Source organism: Methylobacterium sp. GXS13, from assembly GCF_001455965.1.
Classification (GTDB): Bacteria; Pseudomonadota; Alphaproteobacteria; order Rhizobiales; family Beijerinckiaceae; genus Methylobacterium.
This window is the reverse complement of the sequence record NZ_LKKO01000060.1, coordinates 1-20,158: the sequence shown is the minus strand read 5'-3', so window position 1 is coordinate 20,158 and position 20,158 is coordinate 1. Positions and strand designations below refer to the sequence as shown.

Below are 20,158 nucleotides of genomic sequence, written 5' to 3'. Positions count from 1 at the left end.
CGGCTGAACACGCCCTCGACCATACCGACAGCGCCTCGATCCCACCCGCGCCACCGTCAAGGACAAGCCTCGCGACAGCCGCGCCCGTACCACGTCGCGATCAGTCGCGAGAGCTTTGCGACGGCGGGTAAAGCCCTTCGGACCTGCGTCGACGGATATCATCCCGGCGAAGGGGTTAAGGCAGCGGTCCGGTTGGGACCGCGAAGCGCGAACGATCGCCATCGTCCGCCCGGACGGCGGGTCAACCCGTCGCGCCCAAGTGCACAGGGCACCGAACTGGCGGCCTGTCGCCTGGTTTGCTCGACCGCACGCCGCACGAGGACGAGCGCCGGCTGGTCGCGCCCGAGCGGGCTCTGCACTGTGTGCCAGCTCATCCCTAGGAGCCTGGATTTGAGGAGGCGGATGCACAATGGGGTTGACACCTCCCCGCTTGGGGGCTTCTCGGACGAGGGCGAGGGAATTACGGATCCACGGCGCGTTGCAGCTGTTTCAGGGCGAGATCGTAGGCGTAGCTCATGCCATAGCGGTGGGTGTATCCCGCCGCGTAGAGGCGATCGGCGGGGAAGCGCATGCTCCACAGCGGGTGTCGACGCGTCGCCCGTCTGAGCCGGATGAGATCGCGCGTCCAATCGACGAACCAGGGTGTCGGCACCACCTTGAAGCGGCGGGCACCGCTGATGCGATACGCTCGACGCATAAAATCGGCGTGGGTCGGGCGCTCGTGTTCATCCTCCCCGACGTTGAACACCTCGACGGAGCCAGCATCCCGCGCGCCGAGCAACGACCGCTCCATGGCCCAGATGATCGCCTGAGACACGTCGCGTACGTACACGAAATGCGAGTGTCGGTGCGCCGCGGCGATCCGCTTGGCGAGCGGCCAGTCACCGACCTTGAGAATCTCGTCGACGCCCACCACCACGGTCGGCCTTAGGATGGTGTAGCGGACAGTTTTGGCGACCTCGCGCAGGGCAAGCTCGCCGCCGAGCTTCGTCCGGCCATAGATGCGAATGCCCTCGTCCCCCCAATACTCGGACGGGACGTCGCGATCCGCGGTCAGCACAGGCGAATCCTCCCGGGCCTGGCGAGTGAGGCCGCTGCCGTAGACCGAGATCGAGCTCGTGTAGCAGAACGCCGCGACCCCCGCGGCCTCGGCCGCCGTCGCGAGGAGTCGCGTCCCCTCGACGTTCGTCCGCGTCATTCGCGCATGATCCTTCATCTCAGCGCCGATGTGCAGGACCGCCTGACAGCCGCGCATCAGCTCGTCGTACTCGGTGGTGCCGTGCAGATCGAAATGGACCCATTCGATCGCGCCACCGGCGGTTTCGGCGGGCAGTTCGGTCCGCGACGTGGTCGCGCGTACTTGGTAGCCGCGCTCGACGAGATCAGCGACGACGTGGCGGCCGATCAAGCCGGTCCCGCCGGTGACCAGGACGGTACCGCCCTTGCCACGCTGCCGGGATGTCGGCGTTCCCTCGACGGCCGGACGACGGTCGACATCGTTTTTCAAGTGATCCCCCAGACGGATGGCGAGGGCGACGATCAGCTGCGTCGGATTGCAGTGTCCCGCCGTGGGAAAGACGGAACTGCCCGCGATATAAAGCCCACTTATGCCATATACACGACATTCTGGGTCCACGACGCCGGAGCTCGGCTCGGTCGCCATGCGCGTCGTCCCGGTGGGATGCGCGACGTCGAGGAACGTGACAGGAAGCTCGTCGCCGGCGACGACCCACGGTTCCAGAATGGGTGCGGGCAGCCCGCCGCGCGCGAATTGGTCCGCGATCAGTTCGGCAGTTCGCCGCATCGTCCGGGCCTCATCCCGATGGACGCGCCAGTCGATCCGAGCCAACGGCACGCCGAATCGGTCGCGCCGATCCGACAGCGTCACCCGGCTGTCCGGATCGGGTCGCTGCTCGACCATACAGTCGAGATGCAGCGCGCTGAGCTTACGCACTACGCCGCGCTTGCCCTCGACCAGGTCGCCGATCCCTGAGAGAAAGATGTACCGGTTGGCCAAAAGATTGGTGAGATCGCTGCGCAGGTCGGGCTGGCGCCGCATCCAACGCTTCAAGACTTCCCAGGGATCGTCCTCGGCCACGGCCTCGCCGAGCCACACCGCGCAGTTGAGCAAGCCCTCTGCGCGCTGAACCACCGGGCTGAGGCGGAACCCGCCGCGAAACAGGTTACCGCGCACGTTGAAGCGCCCGAAGCGGCGCTGCAATCCGGCGGAGGCCGCCAAGTCGAATCGCCCGATCGGACCTCGCGGATGGTCCATGAGATACCGCCCGACCAGATCATGACGGTTGCCCAGCCCATCGGACAGCACCGCGTTGGAGGCCAGCAACAACCGCGCATTCTCGATACCACCCGCGCAAAGGATCACCCTCGCAGTCCTCAGGGTGTGGACGGCGCCCGCCGGCGACGCGTAGTCCAGCGAGACGACCCTATCGCCTGCTTCCGAGACGTTCACCCGCAGGACTGTGGCCCCGGTGATCAGACGCACGTTCGGACCGATTTCGCGCGCCAGATGCTTCCCGAAGCGCATAGCTTCGAGACGGCTGCCGCCGTCGCGGCTGAACTGCCAGAAGAACGGCAGCAAAGCCCTCGGATCCGGGTTGACGGCCGGTGCGTCCCGACCAGCCAGCGTCCAGAACCGCTCGTCGCTGAACCCGTCGCCGAGGTTCAAACCGAGATGGGCGGCAGAGCGCGCGAGATATTGCCCGATCTCGTTGCGCTGGAACGGCCAGCCCGACATGGGAACCCATGGCCGATGCTCGAAATCGATCGCGTCGAAGGGCGCGCAGCGGCCGCCCCACGTGTGGGAACTGCCACCGAGAATGCGGTTGCGCACCTCCCACTGATCGAGGACGCGCGCGCGTCCGACGTTCTCGACTTCGTTCAAGCCGTCTGTCGCGTCGTCCCGCTCCAATCCGCCACTTTCAAGTACAGTGACCCGTTGTCCGGAATGGGACAACTCCCGGGCAAGTGTGCTCCCGGCTGGGCCGGTTCCGACGATGCAGATGTCACACTCGCCGATCAGTTCGGACTGGGCTGCAGTCAGCATCCGGTCTTTCACCACCATCGCACGTCCAGTCTCACTCAATCACCATACGGAGATCCGCGCTGAGGACGCTGGAGCCTAGAATCGCCGCGCATCTGCCCACAGAAACACCCCTCAGCCAGTTGCTGAAATTACACCACGCTCGAGCGAAAGCAGTTCTTGGGCCAGCTATATCATCCCCGGCAAGTCGATATTTTCCTAGCCAGGGGGTCTAATTCAGTCAACGCGGCCGCGGGTCCGACGCTTGGGCAGCGTAACGATGGAGGCGTTGTGGAACACCAGGTCGGGACGATCAGTCTGAATGCAGCCGTCGAGCCCGACGCCCTTCGCTTTACTCTCGCGGCGCGCGTCGAGCGCGCCGCAGCGGAGCAACCTCGCTGCCGACTGCGCCGCAGATTTTTCAAGTCTGCGGCGAATCCCGCCTTGGTGGCGTCTTCAGACCACCCATCGCCGGCCCCGTCCGGATACCGCAACGTTCGGGCGCCGATGGCGCGCGCCTGCGTTCGGGCGGCTCACTCTGCCTCAAGGCTGCGACGGATGAGACCGATCATGAAACCCAGCGCCACACCGACGAACACCGAGACAGCCAAGATCGGCCCGCGGCGGGGCCAACTCGGGCGGAAGGGTACGATCGCCGCGCTGATCACCCGTGCGTCGGCCGACGGAAGTCGCTCCACGTCCATGTCACCCGTGGCGATCGCCTCGTCCAGTTGCTGATTCTGCTCGTTCAGCGTGCTGAGCTTGGTCGATAAGATTTCGTTACCGTTCCGGGCGGCCTCGATGCGCGACTTGAGACGGTCGGCGATGTAGGCCGCGGTGATCGAGTTGCAGATTCGGGCTGCGAGCACGGGATCGGACGCCGCGAACGAGACCTCGATGACGTAAGACTGCCCGATCCGCCGAACGCCGGTCATGTTGCCGAGAGCGTTGATATTCTCAAAACTGACCTGCGGCGAGACGTCCTGCGGAGGCGCAGCCCTGAGATAACTTATCAGTCGTGCGATCATGCTGGGCCGCGACCGGAACATCCCGGTCTCCTCCAGCTTCAGGCCGCGGTAGACAGGCCCGGCGATCGGCGACGACTTGATCAGTTGAATCTGGCTCTCGATCTGGCCGCTATCAATCACCACCTGCGTGTTGAGATTGCCGACGACGCTGTTCGACCAAGATGAGTACTTTGGTTCAACAATCACCAAGCTGGTTGCGGTGTATATGGGCGTCGCAACTAACGTATAGACTGCGGCAGCCGAGAATGTCAGCAGCGTCGAGAGCAGGATCGTGCCCTTATTGCGCTTGATGAATTGAATGAGCCCGGCGAGGCCTGCGTTTTTGGGCTGTGCGCCGCCCAGCTCGGGTCGTTTCGCGTTCTCGATCGTCACGGCCGATTCCAGAAACATTTCTTCAGCTCCGGCGCCAATCAACGCACGCGATCGCGGCGCCTGTACGGTGGTGCCTGCCAGGGCCTCGCCCCGGTCAGGTCTGACGGGGGGCGTGCTGCGCCTGGATCCGTCTGAACGTCGCCAGCGCTTGGCCGACCACTTGATCCATATTGTAGTACCTGTAGGTCGCGAGTCTCCCGACGAACCAAACTCCGTCGGCGCCGGCCGCAAGACTCTCGTACTTCTTGTACAGCGCCGCGTTCGCCTCGCACGGGATCGGATAGTAGGGGTCGCCGCTCGCCTCCGGATACTCGTAGGTCAGGCTGGTCTTTGGGTGAACCTGCCCAGTAATATGTTTGTATTCTGTTATACGGGTGTAATCCTCGCCCTGCGGATAGTTAACGGTTCCGGCCGGCTGATAGTTAGCAACGTCCAAAGTTTTGTGTACGAATCGCAATGACCGGTATGGCAAGCGGCCATGCTCAAATTTGAAATACTCGTCAACCGGACCCGTAAAGATCAAGTGGCGGTATCGGACGTCCGCCGGCAAGTCGGAGAAGTCGAGATTGAGTTTGATGGTGATGTTCTCGGACGCAAGCATGCGAGCGAACATCGCAGTATATCCCAGTCGGGGCATCGCCTGGAATTTGTCGGCGAAGTAGCGGTCGTCGCGGTTGGTGCGCGTCGGGATCCGCGCGGTCACCGATCTGTCGAGCTCACTAGGATCCACACCCCACTGTTTGCGCGTGTAGCCACGGAAGAACTTCTCGTAGAGCTCCCGCCCGACCTTCGCCACGACTACATCCTCAGAGGTGCGGATCTCGTCGATCGGCTCGGCACGGGATGCGTACCAGTCGACCAGTTCGTCCTCGGTCAGGTTCAGGTCGTACAATCTGTTAATGGTGTCGAGATTAATCGGGATCGGCAGTAGCTGCCCGTCGACCTGCGCCAGAACCCGGTGCTCGTAAGGATGCCACTCGGTGAAGCGTGAGAGATACTCGAAAATGTCTGCCGAATTGGTGTGGAAGATATGTGGTCCGTAGCGGTGGATCAGGATACCGTCTTCATTGACGAAATCGTAAGCATTGCCGCCGAAATGGTCGCGACGGTCGATAAGCAAGACTTTCTGCCCCGCCTCGTTGGCCAAGCGCTCCGCGAGAACGGAGCCGGCGAAGCCGGCTCCAACGATCAGCCAATCGTACATCGGTTCAGACATCGATATCCTCGAATCGTAGGAAGAGGTGACCGTCGGCGCGGGCGAGGTCGGCACAGCGGACCGAGCTCCACGTTCGCGCGAGGCGAAACGGGCGATCGGCCCGACGACGCGGTCCACGCGGTGGCCGTTCGGGCCGGGCTTCAGGATCGCGCGCCGAGCCCCGGGGGTTGGGGCGAGCGGGCGGCATCGAACCGATCAGCCAAGAAGTCAGAGGACGATTTCATCATACACCCGCTGGTAGTCCTCGCACACCCGCGCGATGGTGAGGTAGCGCGCGTCCTTGCCGGCCCTATCTCGCCAAACTCGCAACTCGTCAGGGTCAGACATCAGCCGCAGCAGGGCGTCGGCGATCTCGTCCGGTCGACCGGGCGCCACCAGCAACCCGTGCTCGCCTTGACCCAGCAATTCAGGGGTCCCGCCGACAGCCGTCGCGATGACGGCACACCCCGCGTAGCGCGCCTCGGCTACCGCGAGGCTGCACGGATCAGCATACGAGGCCAGGACGAAGATGTCGGACTCGTCCAGCACCCGCTTTGGATTTGCCACATTGCCGGCAAATACGACCGCGTCGGCTGGCAGGAGTTCCCTCGCCTGGGCGCAGAGCTGATCCCGGTCTGGCCCATCTCCGATGATGTACAGAGTCCACCCCGGCTGCTGAGCGCTCGCCTGCGCGAACCCACGCAGCAGGTCTAGCACCCCTTTCCGGGGATGCAAGCCGCATACCGTCGTGATGCATGGGAGGGAGATGGCCGGAGCGGGAGCCCCTGCGCGCTCCTGTTGGTCCCTTGGCGACAGGTTCGGCCCATTGAGCACCACGCGCAGGCGCGCCGTCGGGAAGCCCCGCGTCTCCAGAGCACGCCGTTCAGCTTGGCTCACCGCGACGATCCGGTCGCCCAGGCGCATGAGCGTGGAATGCCAATCGAACGAGTTGTGAACGGTGGTTACCAGTGGGATGCCGGTCAGCCGGGAGACCACGTAGCCCACCAGTGCTCCCGCCATCATGTGCGCGTGGATGACCTGAGGCCTGACTTGCCGGCACACCCGCAGCAAACGGTAGATCGCGATCGTCGCGCGGGCCGGATTTAGCGGCTTCAGAACGACCGCCGCGATGCGCACGCCGCTGGACTTCAGCAGCGGCTCATAATCCCCCCCGGCACTGGCGTACGTCACATCGTGTCCGCCGGCCGCCTGCACCGTGGCGAGGTCTACCGCGACGTGGGCGTTCCCGTGCCCGTGGTTGCAATGGTTAAGAAGGTGCAAAATACGCATCCACGCATCCCTGCCCATCAATGAACTAATTCTATCGACCGCAATAATCTAAATTGCCACGTTTGGTACGCCTTTTCGCCTCGTACCGGGAATTTATACAATCGTAGACACGGGCTCGCTACGGGCCGGGCGTAGACCGCACCCGGAGCGATGTGCGCCCTCGGATCGGACACACGCCAGGCCCGGGCCCGTGCGCTCCAGTCCACCGCGAAGCGCGGCGATCCGGGTCACCCCATGCTGCGGGCTCGCCTGAAACCTCCCCGTACGCCGGTCCGGACACGAGCCGCCTGGCGCAGCCTACCAATGCGTGCCGAGCGCCCCGCCCCGAATGCCGCGCCTCCGCAGCGACAGCAAGCTCGCCGGCGAAGCCGACGGGGCCGGTCGTGGCACGCCCGCACCCGCCATCTCGTGGCGTCGAGACGCGGGCGATCGCCGAAGCACCGCGCAACCCGTCATGCCAGGCCTTCAAACCCGGCGGTCGCCAGGCTACAAATTAGATCGCGATTTTGACTAATAAATGATGAGTTTGATAACAGCTTTACTTGACAACACGACGATGAAAAAGAGAACAACGTGACATCGACATCCCGGCCGCGCACGGCGCGTCGCCGGTCAGGGCACGACTCGGATTGCCGCGATAATTGGGCTGGGTTGTTCCCGTCAATCGGAGAGGGAGATAATGGGTAGCGACGACAGCGCGTGGCGGCTGGACGGTGGCAGGGCCTACTATGTACTCACCCGCGCGTACGATACCCAGCACGCCGGCGCAAAGGCGCCCGCCGACATCCGGAGCATCAGCCTGGCCCTCGGTTTCAAGCCGATCGACCTCCCGGTCGTTCCGGTGGCGCGGTTCGACCGCCGCAACTTGAAGCGCTACCTGCTCGGCCCCTTGAAACTGCTGAAGCTGATCGCCCGATTGCGATCGACCGACATCGTACTCATTCAGCACCCGATTGTTGGCCGGCTGGAGAAGCGTCTGATCCGGAGGCTGTGCGGAAGATCTCAAACGATCGCGCTCGTCCACGATCTCGACATTATCCGGAATCAAGAAAATCTCGAATACGACGATCTTACGTTCTTGTCGCACTTCGATGTGATCATATCGCAAAACCATAAGATGCAAGAGTACCTGGCGGACAAGATCCCGCGAGCGCGAAATGTCAGCATCGATCTGTTTGACTACCTGACGACGCGTGAAGCGCAGGTGACGTGGTCCGGATCGCCGGAACGGCTGTATATCATTGGGAATCTCAATCCGGAGAAAGCAGGCTACCTCTACGCGATACAGGGAGTGAAGCTGCCGATCTGGGCGTACGGACCGAATTGCGAGACGCAGAAGCTTCCGGCCGGGGTCGCGTGGAAAGGCGTGCTCGACATGCACAATCCCAGCTTCGGCGCAATCGACGGCTTCGGCGTCGTGTGGGACGGTGTCTCGGCCGATGGGTTAGAGGGCGTATGGGGCCGATACCTCCTGTACAACACCCCCCATAAACTGAGCATGTACATGATGCTCGGGATGCCGGTGATCGTCCCGTCCGCGTCGGCAGTGGCTCACTTCGTGGTCGAGAGCGGGATCGGTTTCGCGGTCGAGAGCCTCCACGAAGCCGACGACCTGGTCGCGTCACTCAGCCCGGAAGCATGGGACAACCTCAGGCAGAACGTGCTCGCAGCGCGACGCGGCATCATGGGGGGGGCCTACACGCGCCGCGCCCTGCGAAAGGCGCTCACCACCCTCGACGCGGTGCGAGACGCGGACGCCCACTAACCGGGCCGACCGCGGCGAGGGTAGATTATGGCCAGAGGCGCACCGGACGGCACGCGGCGATCGGCTGGCGCACAGCCTCGACTCAGTGATCCGGATCGCTCGGGCTCGCAATCGGGGCCCGATCCGTGCCCCCCCCCCCCGCGCGGACGAACACCGCGCGACGCGAGCCGTGTCGAGCGGGGGGATGCGATTGGCGTAACCGATCGCCCCGCGTCCGGCCCGGCTTTCGCTCCATACAGAAGCCGCGGGGCCGGCGCCGCCTAGACCAGGGGGACGAGGAGCGGCTTGAGGCGTGCCTGTTGCGCTGCCTGCTCGACCGTCTCTGCCATGAATATCACGTTCACCGCCCCGCCATCCGCCGCCGGCTTTGCCGAACCCGACGATGCGGCGCTGTGGGTCCTGTCGTCGGCGAAGACGTAGGTCTTGTATCCGTATTGGGCGGTGAGCTCGCGCAGCTCGGCCGTACGGGTGCCGTGTCGCTCTTCCAGCTCGACGAAGAGCACGGGCTTGTGACGCTTCAAGATCCCCTCCGCGCCCTGAACCGCCTCCAGCTCGTGCCCCTCGACGTCGACCTTGATCAGCGCGACCCGGCCGGGGCCCGTGACCAGCCCGGTCGCCGCCTCATCCAGGCGGATGCAATGCACGCGATTTTCCTGGACGGTCACGACGTCGAGGCCGTCGAAGGTGTTGCGCTCGGAGATCGTCCCACGGGTCGTCTCGGCTGTGTTCGCGGAGACCGGGACACGCAGGTTCCTGTACTCGTCCTTGTTGGACGCGGCGGCGTCGATGACTGTACAATTTACAGCGAGGACCGACCGCAGGTATTGCGCACACGCGGGATTCGGCTCGATGCATAGAACTTGATCAAATTTTTTGGACAATGCGCGGCTGTAAATGCCCCAGTTCGCCCCGACATCGATCGCGTATTGATCCTTTCCGCCGAGGCAGGCGGCGATCTTCTTAAGAGCGTGCATCTCGGTGTCGACGATTTCAGATTTGACATATCTGAGCCTGAAGCTAACTGATCGCGGCAATAGATTTTTCATCAACGAAAATAATCTTTGTTGACTCATTACACCATCCTTCGGGCCCGCAGATGCCAACGTCCTATCAGCAATCTCCTAGCTTCTCTAGCATGATCCACGGACTTGGGGATGGGGCCGAGGGAGGGGCAAGGGGGTTATCCGCGCGGATAATAGCGGAGCCAATATAGTCAAGATCAGCTTCAGCGATGATCGCGCGAATTCGGTTTATCGTCCCGCCGGGCCGCATCGGCGGACCGATTGATGTGTCCCGCATCCGGACGGACCGGATCAGGAGCGCTCGATCAGACCCGCGGCGCGCAATCGCCGGGATGGGCGTCTCCATCCTCGATCGAGCCCATCACTTGAGGGCGAGCGCGGGTCGAGGTTCCGGAGACGCAGCGCCGGGGCAAGAGGAGTCGCGCGGCCGGCATGAGACGTCGGCGGTGTCTCGCCCGCGGCTCGCCGGCCGGGCGCTGTATGGTGGCTGTAGTCGACTGAGCCTCGCGCGGTCGCCATCCCCGGGAGCATCCGGATGTGCCCGCTATGTGGCGGCGAACTCCGCAACCAGGCCGTGAGTTCGAGCCCCGGCGGGCCGAGATCGCGCGTTCATTAGGGTCGTCGATGCCCGGTTCCGGCTGCGCGGTCGTAGAGGCACAGACCGGTCGAGGGCACGCGATCTCACGCGCGGCAATCGAGGCCGTCGGGTCGGCTGACGCGGATCGAAGATGTGGCTGTGCGATGGCTCGTCGCGATCCAGCTTGCTCGATGCGGTCCCGGTGCGGACCGTCGGGCGCGGCCTGTACTCGGACCCGGTGTCGGGAGCGGCCGGCCATCGCCGCGGATCGGCAAGCAACGCCGGCGGCGTCCGCACGCGGTCCGATGCCCGGCAGCCGCGCACGACTGCGCGCATAGGCCGCCATGCGCCCGATGCCGCCGCGCCGTCCGATTAGGCAAACCAGCGCTTGTCGTGCGCCTGTCCGTCTAGAAGGCCCGCGAGCAGTCCCATGATCGCGCTAAAGCCGACGCCGAAATCGGCGTTTGTCCCGGCCAGAGCGCTCTCGAAGATCACGATCACGACGGTGTAACGCAGGGTCAGGATCAGACGCTCCACGCATTCATCTACGGGGGCCCTGACGACGAGGATCCGGATAAGGAACGCGAACAAGGCGCAGAAACCGGCGATCCCGGTGCTGCTCAGCACCGCGACGAACCAGTTCGAGGCCCGGGTCGTCCCCAGCCCGACGCCGAGGCCGCCGGAAGCCAGGAAGGCCCCGACCGCCGTCTCGTTCCATTGCATGCGTTCGACGTATGAGGACGACGACGCCTTCTCGAACAGAGTCGCGTCCAGCATTGCAGAGGCGTAATCCGCAGCGCCCGGGGCGAGCGCCAGGAACGCGACGAACCCCAGCAGGGCGCACAACAGCACGAGAGTCGGCCCGACCAGATCGACGCGCTGGATTAGGCCGCGCGACAGCGCCCGATGCCCGAGATACAGGCCTATCAACCCGACGGAGAAACCGAGACCGGCATAGGCCGTCGACGAGGTCGACAAGACGGCCATGACGAACAACTGGGCCGAGGTGCCAGCGGCGAGGATGCGCGCGCGGCCGTCGAGGGCGAATTGCAGGAAGAACAGCGTGACGAAAGCCGCGACGCAGGCGCCGCCGAAAGCGGACGCCTCGGTCATCAAGCCGACGAGGCGGCGGACCCCGAGAACCTCCGCATCGATGAGCCGGACATATGTGGTCGTGTGGAAGCCGTCCAGCAGCACGGACAGGCCGAGGTTGTCCGCGGCGAGATTGATCAACCCGGTGCCGGCGAGGACGCAGCCATTGATCAGCAACGCCGCTGGGACATACCGACGTGTCCGCACGTCGGCCGCGAAGAAGAAGAACACCAGCACCGTCCCAAAGCTGATGCACAGGTTGACACATTGATTGTAGTTCCCCCCGCGCAGCGCGACCTTATCGATCGTGCCCGGGATGTTGATTACGTCGATCATTCCCTGGAATAAGCTCGTCGTCGTGAAGGTCATCACCACGCTGATGAGCAGAAATAGGAACAGCAAGCCGAGCCGCTTGGGGTCGACCATGCACGAGGCCGCCTCGGAGAGGAACGTCTTCGGCATAGAGATCGACAGCCCGACGCGCAGGATGAGCGTCAGGGCGCAGGCCGAGGACGCGAGGACGTTGATCCCGCCGCTCCCGCCTGCGGGCAAGATGTTCAGATCGCCGAAGGGCAACGCGGCGAAGAACAGGAAGAAGTTGAACCGGACATCGTTGAACAGGCTGATCAGCAGCAGCAACCAGAAGATGGCCATCGGTATCGTCATCGTGGCTCCAGCGTTGCGGCTGCGGGGTTCTCACGGCGCGGCGGACCCGACAGGGTCAGGCCCGCGAGCGATGTTGCATCGCGTGGCGGATACGCGAACAGATTCCGTCATCCGTGGCCGTGCCGAGCGATGGGCAAAACGGATGCAGCACGCGAACCGTCAACGAAACGATGTTCGCTGACCGATCGATGCCCACCGTCACGCTGGATGCCCACCGTCGGCGCGCACCCAGCGCGCCGTCGCCTCACCGGGCCGACGTCGTGAGCGAAGGCGAGGCCGGGGCTCCCATCTTGCACCGCGATGGCTTTGAGGGCGACCGGGGCCCGATCACGCCTGTACTGATGGCCACCGCCAGGCAGCCCCCCTGAGCCGCTCGATCGCGATCCACCGCTTCGGGAACCCGATGCCGCCTGGGTCCCAGGCGTCGGGGATCCCGCCGCCATTGGCTCGCAGCGCCCGTTCCGGAGAGTACACAAGCACCTGGGCCACCACGCAGCGGACGTCCACGGCATCGCCCTACGCGGGGACGCACCCCGCCCGATCGCCTCGCGCTCGCGCGGCGTCGCGCGAGCCGAACGGCACCGGGTCATTCTCGGGCGACTGAGGTGCCGCTGTTCTTGACGCGACCCGCAGATCGGCCGGCCGGCGCGCCGACATCCGGCGCCGACCTCGTCTCAGGTCGGATGACGTTGACGACGTCGCCCGGCTCGACCGCAGTGGCTCGATCGGCTTGGATATCCTCGGAGCCCTTATCGGTCAGTCGCGTAATCACGAAGGTCGGAGTTATCTCGGCGAGTCGCTCGGTATCAGAGACATCCTGAGAGCTCATCGACTCGGCCTGCGCTGCGAGCCGCTGCGTCGTCGCGATTCGCTCGGTCAGCTCGGCGATCCGCGTTTCGACCTGGCGAAGTTCGAGGAGCATGTCGGCGCGTCGCTGGTCCTGAAGCACCACGATATCGCGATCGATCTTCGTGCGATCCTGCTCGGCCTTGAACCGCGCCACCTGGATATCGAGCCGGTTGGATTCGAGTTGAGCGACGGATTGCTCGACGGCGAGCTGCCGGGTCGTGATCGCCAGACCGCGGTCGGCGAGCGACCGGACGTTCTGTCGCTCGGCATTCGCCAAATCCAACTGCTTGTTCAGGCTGGCGTCTTTCGCGTTGAGCGCCATAATCTCTTGGGCGAGCATGTTTTTCTCTTGGCCGAGGCTGTCCACCTTCGACTTGACCGCACTCTTGCGGAAATCGAAGATCATCTTCTCCTGCTTTAAGCTCTCGCCAACCTTCGGTGCGGCATCCTTGCGCGTGAGGTCGGCCGGGAAGTCGATCTTCGGATCGTCAGAGACTTCAGCCTCGATACGGGCCTTCTTCGCCAACAGCCCGTCGCGCTCGCTCGTCATCACGCGAAGGTCGCCCCGAGTCACGATGGCGTCCTTGAGGAAGCCCGCCGCGGAACCGCCAGTCGCCCGGTAGATACCTCCGGCAACGGCGAACGCCTTCGCGACCGTAAGACCGGGCCGGAACGGAAACTCGCCAGGGTTCGCGATGTACCCGCTGATGTAGAACGGACGGTAGCGGGTCACCTCAACGGACGCGGTCGGCCGGCTGACCAGCCCCATCTTCTGCTGCATGAGGTCGGAGATCTGCGCACCGACCTGTTGCGGCGACAGGGTGGCCACCGTGATATCGCCCACGAGCGGCAGCGACAGCATCCCGTCCGAATTGACCGTGAATTCGGCGTTGAGCGGCGCCCATTCATAAGGCTCACCGCGCGATGGCCGCCACTCGTAGACCTTAACCCGCACCTTATCGTCGGGACCGAGCTTATACTCGGCGGCTTCAGCGACGATCGGGAGCGAGCACAAGAGCGTCGCAACGAGCAATCTGATCACGGAAAAACTGCGTAGCGATCTCGCATAATCGCACTTCATCAAATCGCCTACCGACGCCGGTCACCTAAAGCGGGTTATTACACGATGATTGGTGACCGAACTAGGGCTTGAGCCTGGTCCGCCCCGTCAACACCCGGGATTTGTGCGTCGCGGTAAATTCCGGATCGCCGCGAGGCCCGCGTGATCCGGATGCCTGTGGCCGCAGGGTCGTGGATCCGAAGCGGCCACGCTCCGGTGACGGCGGCCGGGCGTCGTGCCCGACAGCGTGTGACCGGGCCTCCCTCCGACCTCTCGGCCAGCCCGGATACGCCGGGCGTTCCGGTGCGGTTCGTGGCAAACCATGGTGATCATCGCCCCTGGATGCAGCCTGCAAGCGATCCGACCACGACACGGCCCCGTTTCCCGGTCGGGCGACCGGCCCCTGCACGCCGAACGCAGGCGAAAATGCCGCGGGGCTCAGCCTCCCAGCCCGAGCCGCCTGTAGGCCCGCCTCACCCCCCGGTGGATGGCCGGGAAGCGCTTGAGCTGGCCCTTGATCAAGCCGCGCAGGATCGACTTGTCGCCGTGCCAACTCATGTCCCAGTGGTGAACGCCGTAGGTATCCGGCGTGATGCAGGAGCGCTCGAAATCCTCGGTCCAGTGATAGGGATAGAAAGACGCCCGGGGGTAGACCGTAACGTTCCCGACTCGCGTGAGCGCGTCGGGGCACCTCGGGAGGCCCATCTCGCGGAGGAGCGCGCTGACGATCTCCGGGCCGGTCCCGGTGGTGTTGAAGTTTTCGCGGAGCTCGATTGGGAATCGGTTGAGGATCGCGCGCAGGAACGGGTCGCGCGGTGCGGCGCCGAACACTGCGTTGCAGATGGGCTCATCCTCCTCGCGCACGCTCTGGTAGGCGAAGAAGCACTGGTTCTCCAGCAGCGGATCAAGCGGTCGGACCAGCTCGACATCAGTGTCCAAGTAGATGCCACCGTGCTCGTAGACCGCCCGCAGGCGAACCAGGTCCGAGAGCTTCGCCCAAGCTCCTGCCTCGTGGGCGGCACGGGTGTAAGCGCAAGTCCAATCGATGTTGCTCTCATCCCAGCGCAGGATCTCGAAAGTCGGATTTTGCCGCGTCCACCCAGCCACGTAGCGCGCGAAATGCTTCGGGAGCGGCCGGCCGCCGAGCCAAACGTAGTGGAGCTTTTTCGGGATGGGCATCGGCACCTTCATCAGTGAGCCAGAACCTCGGCCGGGTTTGCGGCCACCGATCGCGGCAGCAGGACGAGCCCCGCTGGTGCGATCGCCGCGCCTGCCGATCCCCGGGCGACGGTGCGGGCGCCGTCATCAGTGATCGGTACATTCCTTAGCCGGGCCGGCCTTAAGCTTCGTGTAGGCCCGGACGTAATCCACCAGAAGGTGTGAGGGATTCTTGGTTTGGTCGATCGGCCAGCCCGACCCGAGGGCGAGATTCAGCAAGATCGTGAGCGGCCTGTCGTGCTCCGGCGGCGTTGGAAAACGGCCAACCTCGCGGCGGTCGAGGTAGAACGTCGTCCAGTCGGGCGCGACGTCGACGCCGTAGCGGTGAAAATCCGAGCTCAACGTCCCCTCGGGGACGCGGGTGGTGACCTGCTGGAACGCGTGCTCGCGTTTGGGTCCCTTGTTCCATACGTGGACGGTCGACTCGAAGCTGCCCGGCGCTTTGCCGTAATATTCGAGGACGTCGATCTCCACGCTCGGGCCGTCGTCCTTCTTCTTGTTCGTAGCGAGCCAGAACGCCGGCCAGACCCCCGGTCCGTCCGGCAACTTCATCCGGGTCTCGAAGTAGCCGTAAGTCTGAGCGTACCCGGCGGTGGTCGGGTCCGTGGAGGCCAGCAGGCCCGAGGTCCACTTCCCGTTATCGTGCTCGCGCGCCTCGATCGTGAGCACGCCGTTCCGAACCATGAACGGGCCGCTCCAATGCCCCTCCGCCTGATCGTCGGTCGGGTCGATGAACCTGGCATCGCCGAAATCGCCGTTCCAGGGCGTGTGCGCCGTCCAGCGCGCGGTCTCGGCGTTCGACCGGGAGACGCTGAGGCGGTTGAAGTCTTCGTCGAAGGCCGGGGCGTACGCGCAAATGTCGAGCTTATTCCCGTCCGCGCTCGCGGCGGTCCGACTGACCAGCACCAGGGTCGCCCCGGTCAAACAGCAGAGCATCACACCGGCGCGGGAGATCCCGCGCGCCCGTCCAGATACAGTCCTCGTCATCGTCTTAGCCCCGCTGTTTTGGGAAGCGACCGTTCCTCGCGCACGCCGTCTCGTACGGGTCTCGCGTCACCCGAGCGACTGACGGATGCAGATTCCACGCGGACGGCGCGACGAGCAGTCCACCGTTTTCCGGACTTCGGCTCACCGTGTGAACCCCGACCCGCACGGCTTCACCGCCGCGCCGACCCCGATTCGCGCGTCAACGGCGCCGCTCTGCCGCTTCTGCAACGCCACAGACCGCGGTGATATGGTGCGGCGTGACGGCGCCGACGAGCCCCCACCGCGTCGCCGCTTCGGTCCTCAACCCACTGCCGACACCGTTATGGCGTTGGCCTCGCCGCACAACCGTACAGGGCGCGTCGGCTCCGCAGCGATAGCCCGGCCCGTCGGGGCGGCCGGATCGCCGGGCCGCGAAGCGCTGCGCCCCAGGAGAGTCGCTCAGTTTCTCGGTGTGTCCCGGGCCGCGGCGCCGACCGATACCCCGGGGGGGTGCGGGGGTTGGGGCGAACCCGTCACCGCCCATCGCCGGAACGGGGAATCTGCGCCTCGACCGCGCTTCGAGTTCGCTGCCCGCCCACCGAGCTGCCGCTCGACAGGCATGACTTTGAAGGTTTCGACTCCCGTGATGCGAGAGCTCAGCGCGGTCGCTGAGATAGCGGAGGCTTGGCACGCGTCCAGTTCCGGCCCCGATTCCGACGCAGGACTATCGCCATGCGGTAGGTTTTAGCGCTCACGGTTCACGCTATCGAAGACCGAGGGAGTGTTCAGGATGCCGCACGGCCTCGACAGGACAGATTTCGGCACCGGGGCCGAGTCCGATTCGCGCGCGACGGACACGCTGTCGGATGGGACGGCGCGCAGTCTGGCCAACCGAGAGTTCTACCGCGCACCGGAACCGTCCGCCCAGCGGTCGACCACGGTTCCTGAGGCGCAGGACCGTGCTCACGCACGCACTCTTCCCTCGGGGAGCGCAAGCGTCCGCCGAGATGTTGTCGGCGAGCGGATAGAGCCGCCCGCCCCCGCCGGGGAAGATATCCTGCGGCGCGCGGCCGTCGCCAGGACGCCGAGGTTCACGATGATCTCGCCACGTCCGCTCAGTTCGGGCACGAGGGGGATGACCTGACCGCGCCCTCCTTCGGACACTTGGAGGGATCGTGGGCGCACCGCGGCGGAGGCTGGCACACCGACGCGGAGTTCGTGGACCGCGATTCTCGCCTGTTCGAAGAACAGGGTCGCGCGCTCTCGACCAGCGTCCCCTCGAACCGCCGGAACCAGGACCACCGCGCGCAAGATCGGCTGACCGCGTCCGCCCACGGCGCCGAGCGGGACTGCGGTGGCACGACCGGAGATCTCCTGGCGCTATCGAGCTCGTACAACAGCGCGCCCGGTGGACTGAACGAATCCATGTTCGAGGGTCAAGGCTCGCCGTCCCGGGACACTCTCGACCGCGAGCACACCGGCGACCGCCACTCCGAGACGGCGCTCCCCGAGGTTTTTCGGGCGCCGTACCCCGAACCGGACGGCCACGCCGCCGATTCGATCGCGTCCCCGAGTGATCGAGACTACGGCTCGACGCCTTTGCCCACAGATACGCTCGCGTCGCCGATTCCGCTCGGCATCCGGCCGCGTGAGCACGCCTCCCATCAGGTCGACGGCCCCGCAGCTCCGACCGCCGAATGGTATGGCGGTGGCGCATCGTCCGAGCCGACGTCTCGCCCTAGCGCCTTCACCACTCGGCAGGGCGATTCGGATCGGCCGTTCAATCGAAACGAGACCAGCGAAGATCCCGCCGCCCGGGGGGGCGCCCCGATCAGCGGTTCTCAGCCTGACCGGTCGGGCGAGCGCTCCGGCGAGGCCGCGCCCCGGCGGCATCGGACCACGCCGCTCTCGCCCGACTTGCCGGTCGGAAACCTCGCAAACAGCTTCGCGGCGGCGCGGACACAGGCTGCGCCGCAGAAACGGCCCGGCTCCCACCCGCCTGGCGGAACAGCTGGGCTCCCCGCGATACCGTTCGAAATCACGGCGCCCTCGGTCCCGACCGGGCGCGAGAGTTTGGTCGATGAACAGATCCGGCCTGAGCATGACACGTACAAACGCCGACGGGCGCTGGCTGTAGCGGCCGGGTTGGCAATCGGGTCCGTCGCCGCCGGGGGTGTGAGCGTACCGGCCGTGCGGCACGTCGTGCAGGGTCTCGTTGAAAGGATCCAATCGGCCGATTCCCAAACCGCGGCTGGCTCCGGGCGCAATCCGCCGTCCGTCGCGCCTTCTACCGACGCCGCGGCTCAGATCCCGCCCTCAACGCCGTCTGTGAACGCGACGCGCCAGAAGGCGGTGGAACCGGACGCGGGTCGGGGACCCACTGGGATGCCTCCCCCGCCCCGGTCGAGTCGCCCGGGGCGGTGGTGCGAGACAGCGCCTCACCGTCGAGCGCGGCGTCTCTCACGGCCGCACCGGAACTCCCCGCGGAACGCGATAGTGCGGCCAACCCCGCATCGCAGGCCGCTCCTGCGTCGGCGGTCGGGATGGGCGAAGCGCCGCAACTGACGTCTGAGATCACGGCCGGCGTCGCGCCGACCGGCACCGATCTCGTGCAGACGCCGCGCTCCGATCAGTTGCCTCGGATGATTCTCCCGGCGAAAGAGGCCCCGCGGGAGGCAGTCGACCACGGCGCGACGGCCTCGGCCCCGCCGACACGGGCCGCCGGCTCCGAAGTGGAGACGCGCGCCTCTCGCGCGAGACGGCGCGCCGCGGATCGCGGGCGGCGTCTGTCGCCGAGGCTCGACGCTGCCAACGCGGCGGCGGAACGGCTCCTCGCCTCCGGTCAGGTCGTCGCCGCGCGTCAGGCGTTTGCGCGCGCGGCGTCCGCAGGCGATCCACGCGGCGCGCGCGGCGTCGCACGCACCTTCGACGAGCGCGTGATCGGCAAGTTTGACGGGTCCGGCGGCATGACGGACCGTGAGAAGTCCACGCGCTGGTACAGGACGGCCACGGAGCTCGAATCGCGGCAGGAGGTGGCCCGGACGAAGAAATCTAACGATAGCCGTTGAATTCTCACCGTCGAGCTTCGGCTCTCCCAAGGCTGTGATCCTATCCTGCCGCGCTTCGGTTCCGTGTCTATCCTTCAGGATCGCCGAATCGACGCTGTCGAGAGCTGTGCTGTCAGCCCCCAGGACAACGACACAACGCCCGATATCGACTGCGCCGCGTGGCTTGCACGGCGGGAACTTCGTGAACGTCCCGTGCGGCTCCCGCGGCCCGATCCGGTGCTGAGCGCGCATGAAGCGCGGCTGCTGAAATCAGCGCAGATCGCGCTCGGGTCGGCCGAGTTTTCCGGGTTGCCGCACCGACACTTTAGCGGCTCAGCGCTCAATTGCTGAGATGCAAGCCAGGCCGCCGAAGGCCGCGGCCCAGCCACTAAGTTCAGTGCACGGCCTCCTGGGGCACCACGGGCGTACAACACTGCGGTCATCTCGCCGATGCGGACACTCGATAAAGCTCGGATCGGCGGGGCGCCACCCTCGATCGCTTACGGCTTCGGACCGGCGCAGTCCCGACCGCAGGCAGAATGGAGACGACGATAGCTCGGAATCGAACGAAATCGCCCGGCTCGTCGTTATGGTGAAAATTCTGCGTAAATCCGCTCACGTCCGATACACGGCTGCGGAGCGGCGAAAGTCGCTCGTCCGCATTGATTCGTGGACTATCGCTGCCGCGCCCACGCACCGCGCTTTCGGCTTACGTAGATACAAACTCGAGGCATACTGGACGCCTGCGACCGATCACGTTCATCCATCGATTGGGCGTGTCATCCCGAAATCTATAGCGGCGTTCTGCCGCATGATAAGGATTCGGCACCGCGGTGCAGCACCCTGACCTGACCGGTATTTCGAACCGAGCCTGTTGCGAGGTTACTGCATGGTAGCGGCCATGGGTAGCCGGAGGGCCAAATTCGGGTAGCTGACCGGCGCGGGCGGCCGATAGCCCAGCGACGAATGCG

General features: G+C 65.3%; 11 protein-coding genes. 2 read left to right on the top strand and 9 right to left on the bottom strand.

Annotated features, from left to right (window positions below; all coding sequences use genetic code 11):
* Nucleotides 1-460: 460 nt before the first annotated feature.
* The 4 genes from AO398_RS21130 to AO398_RS21115 form a co-directional block, all read right to left on the bottom strand.
* Complete coding sequence (locus AO398_RS21130) at nucleotides 461-3,082, bottom strand: FAD-dependent oxidoreductase (RefSeq protein WP_058194165.1); 2,622 nt, start codon at nucleotides 3,080-3,082, stop codon at nucleotides 461-463.
* Between the two features lie 491 nt (nucleotides 3,083-3,573).
* Nucleotides 3,574-4,440, bottom strand: a complete 867-nt coding sequence (locus AO398_RS21125; RefSeq protein WP_160329347.1) for a Wzz/FepE/Etk N-terminal domain-containing protein — start codon at nucleotides 4,438-4,440, stop codon at nucleotides 3,574-3,576.
* Nucleotides 4,441-4,534: 94 nt separating this feature from the next.
* Nucleotides 4,535-5,644, bottom strand: a complete 1,110-nt coding sequence (gene glf, locus AO398_RS21120) for a UDP-galactopyranose mutase (protein WP_058194163.1) — start codon at nucleotides 5,642-5,644, stop codon at nucleotides 4,535-4,537.
* Nucleotides 5,645-5,863: 219 nt separating this feature from the next.
* Nucleotides 5,864-6,925 carry a glycosyltransferase family 4 protein gene (locus tag AO398_RS21115; RefSeq protein ID WP_160329346.1) on the bottom strand — a complete coding sequence of 354 codons (1,062 nt, stop codon included), beginning with the start codon at nucleotides 6,923-6,925 and terminating at the stop codon, nucleotides 5,864-5,866.
* Nucleotides 6,926-7,604: 679 nt separating this feature from the next.
* On the opposite strand from AO398_RS21115, the gene AO398_RS21110 reads away from it, so the two are divergent.
* A complete protein-coding gene (locus AO398_RS21110; RefSeq protein WP_058194161.1) occupies nucleotides 7,605-8,690 on the top strand; it encodes a hypothetical protein in 1,086 nt (361 codons plus the stop codon).
* A 260-nt stretch (nucleotides 8,691-8,950) separates the two neighbouring features.
* Here the strand turns inward: AO398_RS21110 and AO398_RS21105 are convergent, their stop codons facing one another.
* The 5 genes from AO398_RS21105 to AO398_RS21075 form a co-directional block, all read right to left on the bottom strand.
* On the bottom strand, nucleotides 8,951-9,763 hold the full coding sequence (locus tag AO398_RS21105; protein ID WP_082643385.1) for an FkbM family methyltransferase: 813 nt from the start codon (nucleotides 9,761-9,763) through the stop codon (nucleotides 8,951-8,953).
* Between the two features lie 898 nt (nucleotides 9,764-10,661).
* Entirely contained in the window at nucleotides 10,662-12,047 is a 1,386-nt protein-coding gene (locus tag AO398_RS21095; RefSeq protein ID WP_152997591.1) for a hypothetical protein, read from the bottom strand.
* Nucleotides 12,048-12,633: 586 nt separating this feature from the next.
* Entirely contained in the window at nucleotides 12,634-13,977 is a 1,344-nt protein-coding gene (locus AO398_RS21085; protein WP_082643384.1) for a polysaccharide biosynthesis/export family protein, read from the bottom strand.
* Between the two features lie 417 nt (nucleotides 13,978-14,394).
* Nucleotides 14,395-15,135, bottom strand: coding sequence for a glycosyltransferase (locus tag AO398_RS21080; protein WP_160329345.1), 741 nt, complete (start codon nucleotides 15,133-15,135; stop codon nucleotides 14,395-14,397).
* A gap of 126 nt (nucleotides 15,136-15,261) precedes the next feature.
* A complete protein-coding gene (locus AO398_RS21075) occupies nucleotides 15,262-16,098 on the bottom strand; it encodes a glycoside hydrolase family 16 protein (protein WP_244498839.1) in 837 nt (278 codons plus the stop codon).
* A gap of 2,585 nt (nucleotides 16,099-18,683) precedes the next feature.
* On the opposite strand from AO398_RS21075, the gene AO398_RS21065 reads away from it, so the two are divergent.
* Nucleotides 18,684-19,208, top strand: a complete 525-nt coding sequence (locus tag AO398_RS21065) for a hypothetical protein (RefSeq protein WP_058194153.1) — start codon at nucleotides 18,684-18,686, stop codon at nucleotides 19,206-19,208.
* The last annotated feature ends 950 nt before the right edge of the window (nucleotides 19,209-20,158 follow it).